Annotated in this window: 16 protein-coding genes; 1 reads left to right on the forward strand and 15 read right to left on the reverse strand. The window is 66.3% G+C overall.

The features are described 5' to 3' along the window. Window positions 1-49: 49 nt before the first annotated feature. The 10 genes from JQ639_RS20705 to JQ639_RS20750 form a co-directional block, all read right to left on the reverse strand. On the reverse strand, window positions 50-1,960 hold the full coding sequence (locus JQ639_RS20705) for a propionyl-CoA synthetase (protein WP_211968150.1): 1,911 nt from the start codon (window positions 1,958-1,960) through the stop codon (window positions 50-52). 161 nt (window positions 1,961-2,121) lie between these two features. Beyond that, entirely contained in the window at window positions 2,122-2,361 is a 240-nt protein-coding gene (locus JQ639_RS20710) for a hypothetical protein (protein ID WP_211968151.1), read from the reverse strand. Window positions 2,362-2,492: 131 nt separating this feature from the next. Beyond that, on the reverse strand, window positions 2,493-3,893 hold the full coding sequence (locus JQ639_RS20715) for a tetratricopeptide repeat protein (protein WP_211968152.1): 1,401 nt from the start codon (window positions 3,891-3,893) through the stop codon (window positions 2,493-2,495). A 79-nt stretch (window positions 3,894-3,972) separates the two neighbouring features. After that, window positions 3,973-5,217, reverse strand: a complete 1,245-nt coding sequence (locus JQ639_RS20720) for an RNA polymerase sigma factor (RefSeq protein WP_211968153.1) — start codon at window positions 5,215-5,217, stop codon at window positions 3,973-3,975. 13 nt (window positions 5,218-5,230) lie between these two features. After that, the gene (locus JQ639_RS20725) at window positions 5,231-5,581 is read right to left on the reverse strand and encodes a YciI family protein (RefSeq protein ID WP_211968154.1); all 351 of its coding nucleotides are present in this window, start codon (window positions 5,579-5,581) and stop codon (window positions 5,231-5,233) included. Between the two features lie 140 nt (window positions 5,582-5,721). Beyond that, window positions 5,722-6,072 carry a YciI family protein gene (locus JQ639_RS20730; RefSeq protein WP_211968155.1) on the reverse strand — a complete coding sequence of 117 codons (351 nt, stop codon included), beginning with the start codon at window positions 6,070-6,072 and terminating at the stop codon, window positions 5,722-5,724. Between the two features lie 107 nt (window positions 6,073-6,179). After that, window positions 6,180-6,563, reverse strand: coding sequence for a DUF1850 domain-containing protein (locus JQ639_RS20735; protein ID WP_211968156.1), 384 nt, complete (start codon window positions 6,561-6,563; stop codon window positions 6,180-6,182). Window positions 6,564-6,575: 12 nt separating this feature from the next. Continuing rightward, window positions 6,576-8,684: a TRAP transporter permease gene (locus JQ639_RS20740; protein WP_211968157.1), complete on the reverse strand. Its 2,109-nt coding sequence runs from the start codon at window positions 8,682-8,684 to the stop codon at window positions 6,576-6,578. An 89-nt stretch (window positions 8,685-8,773) separates the two neighbouring features. Next, window positions 8,774-9,721, reverse strand: a complete 948-nt coding sequence (locus JQ639_RS20745) for a TAXI family TRAP transporter solute-binding subunit (RefSeq protein WP_211968158.1) — start codon at window positions 9,719-9,721, stop codon at window positions 8,774-8,776. 195 nt (window positions 9,722-9,916) lie between these two features. Then, window positions 9,917-10,414, reverse strand: coding sequence for a hypothetical protein (locus JQ639_RS20750; RefSeq protein ID WP_211968159.1), 498 nt, complete (start codon window positions 10,412-10,414; stop codon window positions 9,917-9,919). A gap of 128 nt (window positions 10,415-10,542) precedes the next feature. Between JQ639_RS20750 and JQ639_RS20755 the strand changes: the two genes are divergently transcribed. Further along, window positions 10,543-10,959 carry a DUF1330 domain-containing protein gene (locus JQ639_RS20755; RefSeq protein WP_211968160.1) on the forward strand — a complete coding sequence of 139 codons (417 nt, stop codon included), beginning with the start codon at window positions 10,543-10,545 and terminating at the stop codon, window positions 10,957-10,959. Between the two features lie 102 nt (window positions 10,960-11,061). Here the strand turns inward: JQ639_RS20755 and JQ639_RS20760 are convergent, their stop codons facing one another. From JQ639_RS20760 to JQ639_RS20780, 5 genes are all read right to left on the reverse strand, one after another. Continuing rightward, a complete protein-coding gene (locus tag JQ639_RS20760; RefSeq protein ID WP_211968525.1) occupies window positions 11,062-12,054 on the reverse strand; it encodes an NAD(P)-dependent oxidoreductase in 993 nt (330 codons plus the stop codon). Window positions 12,055-12,199: 145 nt separating this feature from the next. Then, window positions 12,200-12,433 carry a hypothetical protein gene (locus tag JQ639_RS20765; RefSeq protein WP_211968161.1) on the reverse strand — a complete coding sequence of 78 codons (234 nt, stop codon included), beginning with the start codon at window positions 12,431-12,433 and terminating at the stop codon, window positions 12,200-12,202. Window positions 12,434-12,457: 24 nt separating this feature from the next. Then, window positions 12,458-12,616 carry a hypothetical protein gene (locus tag JQ639_RS20770; RefSeq protein ID WP_211968162.1) on the reverse strand — a complete coding sequence of 53 codons (159 nt, stop codon included), beginning with the start codon at window positions 12,614-12,616 and terminating at the stop codon, window positions 12,458-12,460. Between the two features lie 166 nt (window positions 12,617-12,782). Beyond that, window positions 12,783-13,403: a PAS domain-containing protein gene (locus JQ639_RS20775; protein ID WP_211968163.1), complete on the reverse strand. Its 621-nt coding sequence runs from the start codon at window positions 13,401-13,403 to the stop codon at window positions 12,783-12,785. A gap of 539 nt (window positions 13,404-13,942) precedes the next feature. Next, on the reverse strand, window positions 13,943-15,412 hold the full coding sequence (locus tag JQ639_RS20780; RefSeq protein WP_211968164.1) for an amidase family protein: 1,470 nt from the start codon (window positions 15,410-15,412) through the stop codon (window positions 13,943-13,945). Between the last annotated feature and the right edge of the window lie 35 nt (window positions 15,413-15,447).

Raw genomic sequence — 15,447 nt, forward strand, 5'->3', positions numbered from 1 at the left:
TTTGTAAAGGCAGCCGCCCCACCGGGGCGGCCGCCTGGCCACGGCACGGTCAGCCGCCCAGCCCCCTGCCCTTGAGCGCCTGATCGATTTCACCGAGAATCGCCGGATCATCAATGGTGGCCGGCATGGTCCAGCTGTCGCCGTCGGCGATCTTCTTCATGGTGCCGCGCAGGATCTTGCCCGAACGGGTCTTCGGCAGACGCCCGACCGCGATGGCGAGCTTGAACGCCGCCACCGGACCGATGCGGTCACGCACCAGCGCGACGACCTCTCGCTCGACGTCCGCGGGCGACTTGGTGACACCTGCCTTGAGCACCAGGAAACCGCAGGGCACCTCTCCCTTGAGCGCATCCTTGACGCCGAGCACAGCGCATTCGGCGACGTCCGGATGGGACGCCAGCACTTCTTCCATGCCACCGGTCGATAGGCGATGGCCGGCGACATTGATGATGTCGTCGGTGCGCCCCATCACGAAGACATAGCCGTCGTTGTCCTTGTAGCCGGCGTCGGAGGTTTTGTAGTAGCCGGGAAACTCGGACAGATAGGCCTCTTGGAACCTGTCATCCTGCTGCCACAGCGTCGGCAGGCAGCCGGGCGGCATCGGCAGCTTGATGACGATCGACCCCATGGTGTTCGCCGCCACCGGCCGCGCCGCCTCGTCCACCACATCGACCTGATAACCCGGCATCGGCACCGTCGGCGAGCCATGCTTGACCGGCAACAGACCGAGCCCGACCGGATTGCCCGCGATGCACCAGCCGGTCTCCGTCTGCCACCAGTGATCGACCACCGGCACCTTGAGCTGGGCCTCGGCCCATTCGACCGTCGGCGGGTCGGCGCGCTCGCCGGCCAGGAACAGGGTCCTGAAGCGGGACAGGTCGAACCGTCGGATGAACGTTCCCTCCGGATCGTCCTTGCGGATGGCACGGAACGCAGTCGGTGCGGTGAAGAAGGCGACCGCCTTGTGCTCGGCGATGACGCGCCAGAAGGCACCGGCATCGGGCGTGCCGACCGGCTTGCCCTCGTACATGATCGAGGTCGCGCCGTGGAACAGCGGCGCATAGATGATGTAGCTGTGACCGACCACCCAGCCGATGTCGGAGCCACACCACCACACCTCACCGGGCTTGACGCCGTAGAGGTTCTCCATCGACCACTTCAGCGCAACTGCATGGCCGCCATTGTCGCGCACCACGCCCTTTGGAATGCCGGTCGTGCCCGACGTATAGAGGATGTAGAGCGGATCGGTCGCCTTGACCGGCACACACGGCGCGGCCTTGCCGGCGGCAAATGCAGCGCGCCGCAGATCGGCCCAGTCGTGGTCACGGCCGGCGACGAGATCGCAGCGCTCCTGCGGCCGCTGCAGGATCAGGCACGCGGACGGCTTCGCCCCGGCAAGGGCGATCGCTTCGTCGAGCAGCGGCTTGTATTTGACGATGCGGCCGGGCTCGAGGCCGCAGCTCGCCGACAGGATCAGCCTCGGCTGCGCATCCTCGATGCGCGTCGCAAGTTCCTTGGCGGCAAAGCCACCAAACACCACCGAGTGCACCGCGCCGATGCGCGCGCAGGCGAGCATCGCCACCATCGCCTCGGGCACCATCGGCATGTACAGCAGCACACGGTCGCCCTTGACCACGCCGAAATCCTGCAGCACCGCGGCGAGCGTCTGCACCTCTTTCAGCAATTCACCATAGGTGAAGGTCGACACCGTGCCCGCGAGCGGCGAATCGTGGATCAGCGCCAGCTGGTCGGCACGCCCGTTGGCCACCTGACGATCGAGCGCATTGTGGCAGGTGTTGAGGACGCCGTCGGGAAACCAGCGGCCATAAACCCCTTGATCGGGATCAAAAATGGTCCTGGGAAACTCGAGCCAGTCGATGTCGCGGGCGGCCTCGCCCCAGAACCCGATCGGGTCGCGCATCGCGCGGGCGTAGACCTCGTGATAGCGGCTGGCGGCCATGGCGTCATTCTCCCGGATGTCGTCGGCTCGGCGCCGCATCGTTCACGGAGCCGGATTTTGGCCGCCATTGTCACGGGAAAAGGCATCAATTCAAGCCGCAATGGGGTGGCCATTGGTATGAGATGCAATCCGCCAATGCATCCGAACGCGCGCCGGCCCGGTCATTGTGGCCGTGATCTTTCGTGCCGCAATTGCAGCGCCACAAGATGCTTTTCGTAGAGCGACAGCCAACGCCGCTCGGCGGGCGAGCGCCAGTCGTCCGCGATCATGCTGATGAAAACGTCGGGATCGGCGATCGCCGTCTCGAGCCGCAGGAATTCGGTGGTCTCGGCAAAGCTGAGGCCGAGCAGCACGCGACGACCGCGCGTATCTGTCGAATAGGTATCGTCACCGATCGCCATGGCGCCACTTGAAAAGCGCAGCGGAGCGGCGTCAACGGCGCAGCGATCTTAACGTAACCCGTCAATGTTAAGATCGCGGACACGGGTACGATGGTGGCAGCGTGCTCCCGTGACTCTGCGTGGGGAACGTGTCAGTCCGCCGGTGCCGTTGCGCGAAGGTCGGCGAGACGCTTTTCCATAGCGGCGCGAACGTCGTAGTCCGGCCTGCCGAACGACGCGTTGCGCGTCGCGACGAAATCGCGCTGCTGCTGACGCAGTGTCGCCGCCGCACGACCATCCGCCGCTTTCACGGCGCGCGTATAGACGGCGTTGAGATCATGATCGAGCTGGCTGAGCCGCGGGTCGGCGCAGATCACCTTTTCCACCGCGCGCCGCGCCGTGGCGCAGTCGAACGACGGCCGCGCCGCCGCTGCGGCCACAGTGCTTGTCGCGGCCACCGCCGCCGCCTTCACCGCCCCCTGCAACGGCATCTGGGCGCCGACGCGTTCGATCTCCAGCGCCAGCGACTTGCGGTTGGTGATCGCCGCCTCGAGGCGCGGATTCAGCTTCAGCGCAGCATCGAAATCGGCCAGCGCACGCACGCGCTCGCCCTTCTTGCGCCACACCACACCGCGATTGGCGTAGGCGAGCGCGAACGACGGATCGAGCCGCAGCGCGGCATCATAGTCGGCCAACGCGCGATCGAGATCCCCCTTGAACTGATATGAGTCGGCGCGATTGGTCAGGAAATTGGCCTTCGGACGGATGCGGATTGCCGCGTCATAGTCGGCGATCGCCTTGTCGTAGTCGCTCTGGCCGGCATAGGACAGGCCGCGATTGTCGAAATACTCCGGCACCGACGGATCGATGCGGATCGCCTCGCTCTCGTCGGCAAGGGCGAGATCCGCACGGCCGAGCTTCTTGTAGGCGGCACCGCGATTAGTGAAGGTCTGGGCGCGGCCGGGATCGAGACGGATCGCCGAGTCATAGTCCTGTACCGCGGCGGCGAAGTCGCCCTTGAAGTAGTAGGCCGCCCCGCGATCGGAAAACACCTGGGCATTGGCGGGGTCGAGACGAAGCGCATCGTTGTAGTCGGTGATGGCGCGGTCGTACTGACGCATGTTGTTGTAGACGTTGCCGCGGCCGTCGTACGCGCGGGCATCGTCCGGGGCAAGGCGGATGGCTTCATCGAAGTCGGAAAGCGCGCTCGCGAGATTGCCACCGAAACGTCGGCGCAACTCGCCGCGCAGGCGGAAGGCACGTGCGTTGGCGGCATCGAGCACGATGGCGCGATCGAGGTCGGCCAGTGCATCCGCGGTCTGGCCGCGCCTGTCAAATGCGCCGGCGCGCACCAGCAGCGCCGCACCGCGCGCCGCATCCGCCGTCGCCGGCGCATCGATCACCGTGGCGCAGGCGCCGATCAGCGCCTCCGGCAATGCCTTGCTGTCTGCGATGCAGGCCACCGGCTCGGCGGGCGGTTCGGCGCGCGCCGGGACGCCCGCGAAGGCGACCAGAACCGCGCACCACCGGCAAACCGCTGCGATCGACCTCATCCCGGACTCCACGTCCCGCCATGCGTCCGGATAGTCGCGCGCGGACACCGTCCGGTTCAAGAGGCGAGCGGCAGCACCGCTACCCATCCGCCTCGAGTTCCGCCAGCCGCCGCGTCAGCCAGCGGCGCTCCGGATCGAGCCGTACCAACGTGAGCGCCGCGCGATAGGCCGCGCACGCGTCATCGCGGCGGCCAAGCCGGCGCAACAGGTCGGCGCGGACCGCCGGCAGCAGATGATAGCCGGCAAGCGACTCACGCGCGGCCAGCGCATCGACGAGGTTGAGCGCTTTCTGCGGGCCATCCACCATGGATACCGCGGCAGCATGGTTGAGCGCCACGACCGGCGACGGATTGAGCCTCAGCAGCACCTCGTAGAGGCCGACGATCTGCCGCCAGTCGGTCGCCGCGAAGCTGCCGGCCTGGGCATGCAACGCCGCGATCGCCGCTTGCACGGCATAGGCGCTGGGAATGCCCGGTGCGCGCAGCGCCGCATTGACCAGCGCGGCTCCCTCCCCGATCTGGTCCCTGTTCCAGCGCCCGCGATCCTGGAATTCGAGCTGGATCAGGTCGCCCTCCGCCGAGGCGCGGGCGTCGCGCCGGGCGTCGTGCAGCAGCATCAGCGCCAGCAGCCCCGCAATGGCCGCGCGCTGCGGCATCAGTTGACGCAACAACCGGCCGAGCCGGATCGCTTCGCCGCAGAGATCGGCGCGGGTGAGATCGCCGCCGGTGGTCGGCGCATAGCCTTCGGTGAAAACCTGATAAACCACCGCCAGCACGCCCTCGATGCGTTCGCCGAGCTGGTCGGCGTCCGGCGTTTGATAGGGGATGCGCGCCACGCGGATCTTGGTCTTCGCCCGCACCAGGCGCTGCGCCATCGTGTCCTCGGCGACCAGGAACGCGCGGGCCACCGCCGTGGTGGACAGGCCACAGACGGCGCGCAATGTCAGCGCAACCTGGGTTTCCAGGTTGAGTGCAGGATGACAGCAGGTGAAGATCAGCCGCAGCATGTCGTCGTCGAGCACATCGTCCCTGTCGATCGGCGCCGCCTCGCCCGCGATAGCGGCCTCGATCGCAAGCGCACGCTGCTTTTCGCGATAGGCGACACGGCGGCGCAGACGATCGATCGCCTTGTGACGACCGACATTGACCAGCCACGCACGCGCGTTCGACGGCACGCCGTCCTGCGGCCATTGCCGCAGGGCTGCGGCAAATGCCTCCTGCAAGCCTTCCTCGGCCAGCTCGAAATCGCCGACGAGGCGGATCAGGGTCGCAAGGACCCTGCCCGCCTCGTCGCGAAACACCCGCTCGATGGCGCCAGTGTTCACGCGGCACCCCGCGTCACATCACCGGCCAGATCGGCCGGACCTCGATGGCGCCGGTGCGTGCATCCGGAATGCGAGCTGCGATCGCATTGGCCTCGTCGAGATCCCTGGCCTCGATCAGGTAGTAGCCGCCGAGCTGCTCGCGGGTCTCGGCGAACGGACCGTCGGTGGCAAGGCTCTTGCCGCCGCGGACACGCACTGTCGTCGCCTCGCGCGACGGCCGCAGCCGCTCGCCGCCCTTGTAGTTGCCGCTCTGGACGATGGCCTGGGTGAACGCGCCGTATTCGGCGGTCAGCGCGGCGTTCTCGTCCGGCGACCGCGATGCGCTTTCGGCTTCGTTGTGGAAGATCAGGAGAAGGTACTGCATGTGAAGTCACTCCAGTGATGAGCAGGATAGCTCGCCGGTCAGTCGAACCAATTGCCTCCAGATCGACCGCGGCGACAAAACTTTTTGCTGCGGTGAGCAGAGGCCGGACGACGGGTCAGGCCTCGCGCCCATGTCCGCGATCAGGTATGCGGCCAGATCGGCCTGACCTCGATCGCACCATTTCGCGCTCCCGGAATCCGGGCGGCGATGGTGCAGGCATCGTCGTGATCCCTGGCGTCGATCAGGTAGTAACCGGCGGTCTGCTCGCGTGCTTCCGCGTATGGGCCATCGGTCGTCAGCGTCTTGCCGCTGCGCACACGCACCGTGGTGGCCATCGCCGTCGGGTGCAGCCGCTCGCCACCCTTGAAGTGGCCGCTCTGGATGATGCCCTGGGTGAAAGTGCCGTACTCATTGGAGAGAGCGGCCTTGTCGGCGTCCGCACGCGCAGCGTTCTCGGCTTCGTTCTGATAGATCAGCAGCAGATATTGCATGGGTGGCTCCATGGGTTGGCGAGCAGGATAGCTCACCACCCAGTCGAACGGGCTTCGAAGGGATCGACAGGCCGGCGAAATATTTTCTTGCAGACGCCCGGCGCGGCTCAGGAAGGCGGGTCGGCACAGGCCCGCAGGGTTGTGGTGCCGAGGCCGACCGGATAGCCCATGACCCCGGACAGGGGATGGCAAGCGCCCTCGACGCAGATCCGCCACTCGCCGGCGGCGCCGGAATTGCCGAGAACCACCTCCGGGGGCGTCTTGACCTGCGGCGCCCAGCGCCACCAGCCGTCGACCAGGCGGGCGTCCGGAGCCGGTTCCATGCCCGCCCCCGAGCCCTTGACCCGCGCTTCGACCAGATGAAGGCCCTGCCCGTCGATCCGCCAGTCCTCCTGCCAGTCGACCTTCTCGACCGAATGGGTCCAGACCAGCATGAACGCCGTGACCTGCAGCACCTTGGCAGCGCCGGCGGAGGCGAGGCAGAGCGCCAACGCGTCAGTTCCTCAAGCCGTCACCGGCTCAGCGCGCGTGCGCGTACGCCACTGCCAGGCCACGACCAGTGCGCCGACGACATAGCCGACGACATCGCTGTAGGCGAATTCGCCGAACAGGCAGATCGCCGCCGCGAAGGCCACGACGCGCTCCAGCACCGACAGGCGGGTGAATAGAAAGCCGATGGCGACGATGCCAAACAGCCCGATCGCCGCCAACGCCTTGACGAAAGCATAGGCGACCGCGCCATAGAAGCCGATCTGAAGCGCCATCGGATCGCCATCTTGCAACATCAGCGCCGGCGAATACACCGCGATGAACGGGATGACGTAGCCGGCCAGCGCGATGCGCATCGCCTCCCAGCCGATCTTGTCGGGGTTCTCCTTGGCGATCGGCGCCGCGGCGAGCGCCGCCAGCGCCACCGGAGGCGACAGGTCGGCCATGATGCCGTAATAGAACGCGAACATGTGGCTGACGATCAGCGGCACGCCGAGCTTGGCGAGCGCCGGCGCCGCCAGCGCCGCAGTGATGATGTAGGTCGGGATCGTCGGGATGCCGGTGCCGAGCAGGATCGACAGGATCATGGTCAGCACCAGCGCCAGGAACAGGCTCTTGGCGCCGAGTCCGATCACCCAGCTGCCGAAGATGGTTCCGACACCGGTCTGGGTCATCATGCCGATGATGGTGCCGACGATGGCGCAGGCGATGCCGACGGTCAGCGCCGACTTGGAGCTGTCGGCAAGCGAGTCCCGGCACGAGGCCAGCGTGGCGCGCCCCCCCTTCGTCACGAAGCAGGCCAGCACCAGCGCCGCGATCACGCCGGCGACGAAGCGGATGTCGAGGCCCTGACGCAGCAGCGCGCCGACCACCAGCGCGAGGCCAATCCAGAAAATGACGCGCAGCGCCTGGCTCGGCAGCCCGAGCGCAATGCTCGCCCCGAGGATGAGGCCGACGGTGAGCGACAGGCCCATGGTGCCGGCATAGAGCGGCGTGAAGCCCTCGAACAGCATGTAGACCAGCGCCGCCAGCGGCAGCACCAGGAACCACTTGTCGCGCAGCGCCTTGAGCACGCTCGGCATCTCCGAGCGCTTCATGCCCTCGAGGCCGTACTTGCCGGCCTCCAGATGCACCATCCAGAACGCCGAGGCGAAATACAGGATCGCCGGGATCACTGCCGCCTTGACGATGACGGCGTACTCGACGCCGAGCGTCTCGGCCATGATGAAAGCCACCGCGCCCATCACCGGCGGCATGATCTGGCCGCCCATCGAGGCGGTGGCCTCGACGCCGGCAGCAAAGGCGCGGCGATAGCCGAAGCGGATCATCAGCGGAATGGTGAACTGGCCGACGGTCACGACGTTGGCGACGCCCGACCCCGAGATCGTGCCCATCATGCCGGAAGAGAACACCGCGACCTTGGCCGGGCCGCCGCGGGTGCCGCCGAACAAGCCCAGCGAAACATCGTTGAACAGCTGGATCATGCCGGCGCGCTCCAGGAACGAGCCGAACAGAATGAACAGGAAGATGTAGGTCGCCGACACATAGATCGGCACGCCGTAAAAGCCCTCGGTGCCGTAAGACAGGTGACCGATGATCTGGTCGAAGTCGTAGCCGCGGTGATTGAGCGGCGCCGGCAGATACTGGCCGAAGAACCAGTACAGCAGGCAGGCGCCGCACATCAGCGGCAGCGCGAGGCCCATCATCCGCCGCGTTCCCTCGAAGATCAGCACCACCAGCAGCGAGCCGACGATGAGATCAAGCCGCGACGGATCGCCGTCGCGCAGGATGAGATCCTTGTAGTACAGCCACTGGTAGAGGCCGCAGTAGAAGCCGAGCGCACCGATCAACCAGCCGGCGGCACGGCCGACATTGCTCCTGGCGGTGAAGTTGCCGATCAATCCGAAGGTCAGCAGCAGGAGGAAGCCGACATGGACGCCACGTACCACCTGGCTCGGCAGCACGTTCCAGGCCGCGATCACCAGTTGGAAGACGGCGAAGGCGATGCCGATGGCATAGGCGAGACGCCCCCACCAGCCGGGTCCGAAGCCGTCAGGAAAGCCGTGTTCGAAATTGTCGAGCTCGACCTTGACCGGCTCCGCCGTGCCATGCGCGTGCGCCATCTCGCGTATCCCCTGCCCTGAAAGCGCCGCGCCCCGTTGCCGGGGCGCGGCGGCCAGTCAGCCCGCTGACGCGGGCATGGTGGGCGTCCTTACTTGAGGACGCCCTTTTCCTTGTAGTAGCGGATCGCGCCGGGATGCAGCGGCACCGGACTGCCGCTCGCGGCGGTCTCCAGCTTGATGTCCTTGCCGGCGACATGGGCGTTCGCCAGCTCCGGCAGGCCCTCGAAGATGGTCTTGGTCATTTGATAGACGAGGTCGTCGGACACCGCCGAGCTCGTGACGAGATAGTTGATCACCGCGGCCGACGGCACGTCGGCCTCCTGGCCCGTGTAGGTCTTAGCCGGGATGGTCACGGCGACGAACGGCGGCCCGATCTTGTCGACGGTCGCCTTGGGGATCGCGACCACGTTGATCGCCGACGAGTTGCTGAGGTCGCGCAGCGAGGCAACGCCGAGGCCTGCCGACTGCAGCGTGGCGTCGAGCTGGCGATTCTTCATCAGATCGACCGATTCGGCGAACGGCAGGTACTCGACCTTGCCGAGGTCCTTGTAGCCCATGCCGGCGGCGGCGAGGATGGCGCGCGAGTTGAGCTCGGTGCCCGACTTCGGCGCGCCGACCGACAGGCTGCGGCCCTTGAGATCAGCCAGCGTCTTGATGCCACTGTCGGCTGTGGCCACGAGCTGGATGTAGTTGGGGTAGATCGCGGCGATGGTGCGCAGCTTGCCGAGCTTGGCCTTGAAGCCGGCCTCTTCGTCGCCGTCCCAGGCGGCCTTAAGCGTGTCACCAAGGGTGAAAGCAATCTCGCCACCACCGCGCTCGATCAGGATGACGTTTTCGACCGATGCCTTGGTCGCCTGCACCTGCGTCTTGACGTTCGGAATCTTGTCGCCGAACAACTTTCCGATCGCGACCCCGAGCGGATAGTAGACGCCCGACGTACCGCCGGTGAGCACATTGATGAACTGCTGCGCCGATGCGGCCTGCGCCGACAAAAGCAGCGCGGCGGCGGCCGCCGCTGCGACTAGCCTCGATTTCATGTGATTCAACTCCCCAGACACAGTCAGCAACGTAGCGGATGAACCCCTGTGGTCAACATGCACAGAGGCTGCGGCAGGACGCCGCATGCCACATCGTCAGACATGCGCGGAACACAGGAACCCGCACGGCAACCATGGCGCGCATGACGGCGCGATGATCAGGTGTCACATGGGGAGTGAAGGCGCGGCGGCGGGTTACTCGAACTTCATGTCGATGCAGCGGTGCACGTCGGGCTGCGTGCCGCCGACCGCGATCGTGAAGCAGGCCTTGGCCGCGAGCTTGGTGTTGTCACTGACCCACATCACGAAACCACCGGGGCCATAGATCGAGTTGGTGTTGGGTCCCTCGGTCTCCGCCGCGTCGAAGGAATAGCTGGAGTCGGTCGCAAACACGCGCTCGCGCTTCTGGCAGTTGCCGCCCTCGGTCTGGATCTGGATGAAATCCTTATTGTCCTTGGTGACGGTCATCGCTGCCGTACAACGGAAATAGTCCGAGGTCTTGCCGTTGAAAATGTAGGCGAACGATCGGCAGGTCGAGGTCTGCAGCTTGCCGGCGCTGAGGCCGCGGCTGCAGGAAATACGCTGGTTGGAGCTGAGGCGAATGTCATCCGCAGCAATCGCAGCAGATGCCGAAATGGCGGCGATGACGACTGCCGAGGCGGCAAGCGACAGGGTTTTCAGCGACACGGACATCCACCAGCTCCCAGGGTTTCTCAGCCGCAGCAAAGATAGCTGGGCGTCTCGCCGAGAGATAGCGGGAAATTCTCAAATCCGCGCGCTAGGATCGCGGGACGACCACACGGAATTGGGAGATCCGCGCCATGAACGGCCATATCGATCCGACCAGGGAGCGCTACCAACTGTTCAGGGATCTGCCGCGCGTCGGGCCGATCCACATGCTGAACCTCGTGCGCCTCCGCGCCGAGGCCGCCTACCCCGACGGTCGCAAGGCGACCGGCGCGGAAGCCTATGCGGCCTATGGCCGTGACAGCGGACCGGTGTTCCGACGGCTCGGCGGCAGCATCGTCTGGCGCGGCAACTTTGAGTTCACCCTGATCGGGCCGGCGGACGAACGCTGGGACGAGGTGTTCATCGCGCAGTATCCGAGCGCAGAGGCCTTCATCGAGATGCTGCGCGACCCGGTCTACCGCGAAGCGGTGAAGCACCGCCAGGCCGCGGTGGAGGATTCCCGACTGATCCGCCACACGCCGGCCGAGACCGGCACACATTTCGGCTGACGCCGAACGGCTTCGTGCCAACTGGACCGCCTCGCCTGACCGAGACGCGTCTCAACAAGCGAACCACGGCGCGCTCGCGATTCCCTCGAAAGCGAACGCGCTTCAGCCACCACTTTGCTCTGGCCGGCGCTGCCATTGCGCGGCGTTGACCGCGCCTTGCGGGAGGTCGCCGCGCAGGATGGCCTCCACCTGATGCACGGTGTCGAAGGCCTGTGCCTGTGCAGCCTGCGGCGTGAGTCCGCCGATATGGGGCGTGGCAATGACGTTCGGCAGGGCGGCGAGCGCCGGTGACGGCATCTGATCCGGCGCACGGCCGACGTCCATGGCCGCACCGGCAATCCGCCCCTCACGCAACGCCGACGCGAGCGCGGTCTCATCCACGAGTTCGCCGCGCGACAGATTGATCAGACAGGCATCGGGGCGCATGCGAGCGAGCGCCGCGCCATCGATCAGGTTTTCGGTCTCGGCCGTGGCAGCTGCGAGGCAGATCACGTAGTCCGAGCGCGCCAGCAGTTCGGGGAGGAAGACCTGCTCCACAGCCGGATCGTCGATACGGACATGGGGATCGGCGGCAATGACGCGCATGCCGAGCACGGCGAGCAGCGGCACCAGCGTGCGGGCGATGGCGCCATAACCGATCACCCCTGCGGTGGCGCCGGCGAGCTCGCGGCCCATGTGGATTTGCGGCAGACGGCCGGCCTGATAGTCAGCGCACGCGCGCGAGATGCCGCGCGACAGATCCACCAGAAAGCCCAGCGCCAGCTCCGCGACTGCCGTCATGAAGCCCGGGCTGGCCCGCGTTACCAACACTCCGGCCGCACTTGCGGCCGCGACGTCGATATTACGGATGTCGACGGCGACCCGCAGCACCGCCCGCAAGTCCGGCAACTGGCGAAACACGCCCGCCGGAACGGCGGTCGCGCGATCGGCCACGATGATATCGACGCCATCGGCGGCTGCCACCAGCGCGGCTGGATCGAGCGGCAGGTCGACGGCATTCACCCGGACCTCGGCCAGCGCCCGCAACGCTGCAAGCGCCTTGTCGCCATAGTATTGCCGACGCGCCTGAGGCGTGTGGGTCAGAAGCAGTTTCACGAAGGCTCCCCTCTCACGGCGTTCGGCCATGGCCGACGCGGCGCGACCTGCACTGTAGAGCTTTTTTGAGCGGCGCGAGCCCCCCGTTCGGACGCGAATGCGGCCCGCAGACAAAACGGCGGCCTCGCTTCCTGGGTCTGCAGCGCTACCTGTCCCGGGGATCGCGGGTCGGCTCGGTGGGTGAACGCTGCAGCTGCACATGGGGATGGGCCAGCCCGGTCACGCCTGGTGGCGCCTCGGAAGCAGCTGTTTGCTGGATCTCCACGCGATTCAGGGTGGTGATCAAGGCGAGAGCAACGATCACCACCATCAATGTGGCGAAGGCCATGATGGTAAGGTGAACGTTGCCGAGATTGGGCGGTCCGGATTCCCGGGGCATCGGACGGCTCCTTGCACGGGTCGATCAGCGCACGAAGAGCCCCACCCCCACCGGCTGGACCGAGACCGCCGTCAATGTCCGACTGGTCAGGACCAGCGCAACCGCCACCAGGACAAGCAGCACGAAGGCTGCGGCGAGATCGAGGTAGCAGGGATCGCGAGGATGATGAATGCCATCGCGCATCACGATGCACTCCCCTGCGCTTGTTCAAACAATAAACGCACAGACGGCAGCGCCTGTTCCAGGGAGCACTCTGTGTTCACGGGATGGAACCCGGCCGCGAGCGGGGCGCAAGATCGGACAGCAGACAAGGCGCCCAGGTCGTCGCTCAGCCGGGGAGCGCGCCGCGCTAGTCGATGCGCCGGCGCGGCAACGTGGCGATACCCTCGAAACGCCGCGTATCGAACGGCTCCGGCCCGTCATAGGCGAACGATCCCTCGCTCCCCTGCAACTCCAGGATGGTGCCGGGGAAACGGACCGCCTTCTGCTTGTCGTCGAGCATGACCCGGCCGACCGCCAGGACGTGAGTCACATCGCCGTCCGGCTGCATCAGGCGATAGGTCGCCCGGTAAGCGCCCCCGGTGAGCATCGCCTGATCGATCAACTGACGGACATGGCCAACATCTTCGGCGACGATGCGGGGCATGAAGGACTGCACCGTGGTCCCGGTCGCCGCTTCCTCCTCGTCAATCCCGAACAGGCGCGCCACCTCGGGATCCGCATAGACGCGGTCGGCAGCGACGTCCCAATCCCAGGCGCCGACAATCCGGAAGGTCTCGGCGCCGAATCCCTTGCGCACCTCTGGCTCGGGCGCGATCTTGGCTTCGCCGAAATCTGGCCGCGTCTCGATCAGCTCGAGCAGCGCCATGGTCAGGAGCTGTTTGAGAAAGCCGTGGTTGAGCTGCGACGCGATGACGATGCCGGCCTGGATATGATCCCCCAACGCTTCGATCCGATCCTTGTCTGACATCCGCGCCTCCCCAAATGACCCTGCCCGATCATCCGCTCCGCAGAGCGCATGAACGCCTCTCTCACACGACGTCCCCGCGGCTTGACCCTCGCAGGACCATGGCACCGCCCGACCGTCGCTCCTGTCGATCGTGCGGACGGCACGCGACAGCGGATGACGGATCGAGGATGGCCTTCGGCCGGCAAGGCATGGACACCTGAAAGAAGGCCGGATCGCAGAGCAAACAACGAGATATCAACACGCCTGTTCTTCTTGGTCTTGCACACACGAAACTGCGTTTGTTCACAATCAATCAAGCAGAGCCAGGTCATGGAAAAACCGAGGGACAGTTCGCAGCGAAAATACGTCCGCGACTTTCCGAGTCCCTTGGGAGTCTTTCTTATACCGTTCATCTGACGTCTTTTCGAGCACTTTGTTCCGGGCGCTTTCGCCATGACGTCGCAGACGCTCGTTTCCCTGTCACTACCGGGACACCGGAACCGAGCGACTGCTTAACATGTGAACCACACCCGTCGCGCCGCGGTGCTGGCGCATATCGGTCAGACGGGAGGCGACGCGAAGCCCCCGAACACCTCGTCGAGCAGCCCCGCAAGGTGGATTGTGGTGCGATCCTCGAGATACGGACCGACGATCTGGATGCCGATCGGCGTGCCCTGCGTGGCACGGGCGATCGGCCGGGCCGTCGCAGGCAGGAAGGCGAACGTCGCCAGTGCTCCGCACCAGAGGGCCTGCTCCCAGTAGGCGATTTCCCGCCCCGCCACGGTGACGGTACGCGCCCAGCTCGCCTCGTCATGCATGTGTGCCATGATGGCGGACGGCATCACCGGACAGATCACCGCATCGTAATCCCGGAAGAAGCGTGCCCAGGCCCGCGTGGTGCGCGCCTGCACCTCCTTGGCGGCGAACACCGCCTCCATGGTGGCGGCAGCCGGTGAAACCCGCCGCGCGTGCGCCGCCGCAACCGGCCGCGACGCTTCGAGCCTCGCAACGGCGTCAGCGATCGATTGCGGTGTCGCATCACCGGCAAGAAGTGGCAGCACGAGTTGCAGATAAGCGTCCGCAACAACATCGGTATCGGAGAACGGCCGTGCCTTGAAATCGACATGCGTGCCCGCACGCTGCAGCGCGATGCCGACACGCTCGAGCAGCGCAACCGTCTCATCGTCGGCAGCAAGGCGCGGGTCGGTGAGCCATACCGCGATGCGGTGCTCCCGCAACGTCGCATGGCGCGGCGCGCCGAGTTGTGCGCGCCAGCGCGGGTGGTCGGCCGGCGCATCGTCGATCAGCACATCGAACAGCAGCGCGAGATCGTCCGCGCTGCGCGCCATCGGCCCGAGAGTGGCGAGTTGGGTCGAACCGACGATGCCCGGCGGCGGCGGGATATGCCCCTCCTCCGGAACGAGATCGAGCGTCGGCTTGTGAGAATAGACGCCGCAAGCGTGGGCCGGCACCCGCAGGGAGCCCGCGATATCGCTGCCGATCTCGAGCGGCGTAAAGCCCATGGCGAGTGCGGCAGCCGAGCCGCCCGACGAGCCACCAACCGCATGGGCCGCGCTCCATGGATTGCGGGTCACGCCGAACACGCTGTTGTAGGTCTGGATGTCGCTCGCCATGGTCGGCACGTTGGTTTTGCCGAATACGTTGGCGCCGTCACGCACAATGCGCGTGATGACGCCGGCATCGACCTCCGGCACATGGTCGCGCAACGCCTCGAAGCCGACGACTGTGCGGATGCCGCGCGTGCGAATGCTGTCCTTCACCGTCATCGGCAGGCCGTCGAGCCGGCCCAATGGCTGGCCGGCCGCGCGCCGCACATCCGCCGCGCGCGCCCGCGCAAATGCACCGTCACGATCGATCGTCACCACCGCATTGACGCCGGCATTCAGCCGATCGATGCGATCGAGATGCAGAGCCAGGAGTTCCTCCGCCGATACCTTGCGCTGCGCCAGAGCCGCAAGCATCGCTCGCGCGCAGCCGGAGAGATCGATCGCTGAATTGTCCTGTGCCATTTGGTCGCCCCATGCCGCTTCCCGCCGGACCGATC

Source organism: Bradyrhizobium sp. U87765 SZCCT0048 (genome assembly GCF_018131225.1).
GTDB lineage: Bacteria > Pseudomonadota > Alphaproteobacteria > Rhizobiales > Xanthobacteraceae > Bradyrhizobium_A.

What these genes read in the sequence shown, in the direction of transcription:
- JQ639_RS20755 (WP_211968160.1), top strand. Translation starts at nt 10,543, where the DNA reads ATGAACGGCCATATCGATCCGACCAGGGAGCGCTACCAACTGTTCAGG.
- JQ639_RS20750 (WP_211968159.1), bottom strand. Translation starts at nt 10,414, where the DNA reads ATGTCCGTGTCGCTGAAAACCCTGTCGCTTGCCGCCTCGGCAGTCGTC.
- JQ639_RS20715 (WP_211968152.1), bottom strand. Translation starts at nt 3,893, where the DNA reads ATGAGGTCGATCGCAGCGGTTTGCCGGTGGTGCGCGGTTCTGGTCGCC.
- JQ639_RS20705 (WP_211968150.1), bottom strand. Translation starts at nt 1,960, where the DNA reads ATGGCCGCCAGCCGCTATCACGAGGTCTACGCCCGCGCGATGCGCGAC.
- JQ639_RS20780 (WP_211968164.1), bottom strand. Translation starts at nt 15,412, where the DNA reads ATGGCACAGGACAATTCAGCGATCGATCTCTCCGGCTGCGCGCGAGCG.
- JQ639_RS20765 (WP_211968161.1), bottom strand. Translation starts at nt 12,433, where the DNA reads ATGCCCCGGGAATCCGGACCGCCCAATCTCGGCAACGTTCACCTTACC.
- JQ639_RS20730 (WP_211968155.1), bottom strand. Translation starts at nt 6,072, where the DNA reads ATGCAATATCTGCTGCTGATCTATCAGAACGAAGCCGAGAACGCTGCG.
- JQ639_RS20775 (WP_211968163.1), bottom strand. Translation starts at nt 13,403, where the DNA reads ATGTCAGACAAGGATCGGATCGAAGCGTTGGGGGATCATATCCAGGCC.
- JQ639_RS20740 (WP_211968157.1), bottom strand. Translation starts at nt 8,684, where the DNA reads ATGGCGCACGCGCATGGCACGGCGGAGCCGGTCAAGGTCGAGCTCGAC.
- JQ639_RS20770 (WP_211968162.1), bottom strand. Translation starts at nt 12,616, where the DNA reads ATGCGCGATGGCATTCATCATCCTCGCGATCCCTGCTACCTCGATCTC.
- JQ639_RS20745 (WP_211968158.1), bottom strand. Translation starts at nt 9,721, where the DNA reads ATGAAATCGAGGCTAGTCGCAGCGGCGGCCGCCGCCGCGCTGCTTTTG.
- JQ639_RS20710 (WP_211968151.1), bottom strand. Translation starts at nt 2,361, where the DNA reads ATGGCGATCGGTGACGATACCTATTCGACAGATACGCGCGGTCGTCGC.
- JQ639_RS20725 (WP_211968154.1), bottom strand. Translation starts at nt 5,581, where the DNA reads ATGCAGTACCTTCTCCTGATCTTCCACAACGAAGCCGAAAGCGCATCG.